The organism is Streptomyces sp. NPDC051664 (assembly GCF_044453545.1).
GTDB lineage: Bacteria > Actinomycetota > Actinomycetes > Streptomycetales > Streptomycetaceae > Streptomyces.
On the sequence record NZ_JBITCU010000139.1, the window covers coordinates 1 to 1226 of the forward strand.

Consider the following 1226-nt stretch of genomic DNA (forward strand, 5'->3'; position numbering starts at 1 on the left):
CGCATACCCGTCAACAACACCACAACAGCATCAACAGCAGGATCAACCACCACCAAAACCCCCACACCAACACACACACATACGACACACCAACCGTACCAAGCAAGAACAACGTTTCATTAGGAGACAATGCGCCGTCTTCACGCCGAGCTGACGCAGGTGGCCTGGCAGCACTTCACTGGACCGAGCAGCGCCGCATGGTGGACGGCCTTGAATACACCGAAACTAGCGTGCTTCAACACGGTTTGGGGCGCTGCCAGCGTCATGTCTTCCCGACGATCACTGGGCCTGCGACCTGCGCCGACGTCACTGACGTGGCATCTAGTAGGGCTCCGATAGGTCTGTCTCGCGGTCCTGCTTGGCTTCTTGAACTCCTCGGCCCGGTGTCGCCGGTGCAGGGAGCCGATCACTTTGCCGGTGGCGACCTCGAGTGCGGCGAACAGTGTGGTGGTGCCGGCGTGGACGTAGTCGCGGGTAGCCCGCTCGGGAACCCCGGGCATCATCGGCAGAACGGGCTGGGACCGGTCCAGGGCCTGGATCTGCGACTTCTCATCCACGCAGAAGACCAGGGCCCGTTCGGGCGGGTCCAGGTAGAGGCCGACGACATCGTGGACCTTGTCGACGAAGTACGGGTCGGTCGACAGCTTGAAGGTCTCCGAGCGGTGCGGCTGCAGCCCGAACGCCCGCCAGATCCGTGACACCGACGACTGCGACAGGCCCATCTCCTTGGCCATCGACCGTGTCGACCAGTGAGTGGCGTTCTTCGGAGTGGATTCCAGTGTCCTGGTGACTACCGCGGCGACCTGCTCGTCCGTCACCGTCCTGGGGCCGCCCGGACGCGGCATGTCACCCAGACCAGCGATCCGGTGCTGCACGAACCGGGACCGCCAGCGGCCCACCGCCTGTGGTGTGGAGCCGAGTTGAGCAGCCACGTCCTTGTTCGAGGCACCCTCGGCGCAAGCCAGGATGATCCGGCATCGCAATGCCCACGCCTGCGGCGTGGAACGACGCCGCACCCACCCCTCAAGTGCGGCCCGTTCCTCGTCCGACAACGTCAACTCGGCCTTCGGCCGCCCCATCCGCGCCATAGAGCAAGCCTACATATCTGCATGGAATTCCAGACTCAGAACACTAGTAGGGCTTGGTCAGGTCGGTTGTGGTGGTGCGTGTCCTGGGGGTCCGGTGTGGCGTTGAGAGTGTGTGACTCCGGACGAGATTGCTGTGGT

The 1226-nt window shown here is 63.6% G+C and carries 1 protein-coding gene; it reads right to left on the reverse strand.

Annotation, left to right across the window (positions count from 1 at the left end; translation table 11 throughout):
* Nucleotides 1–140: 140 nt before the first annotated feature.
* Complete coding sequence (locus ACIA8E_RS42035) at nt 141–1088, reverse strand: IS630 family transposase (RefSeq protein ID WP_399307409.1); 948 nt, start codon at nt 1086–1088, stop codon at nt 141–143.
* Between the last annotated feature and the right edge of the window lie 138 nt (nt 1089–1226).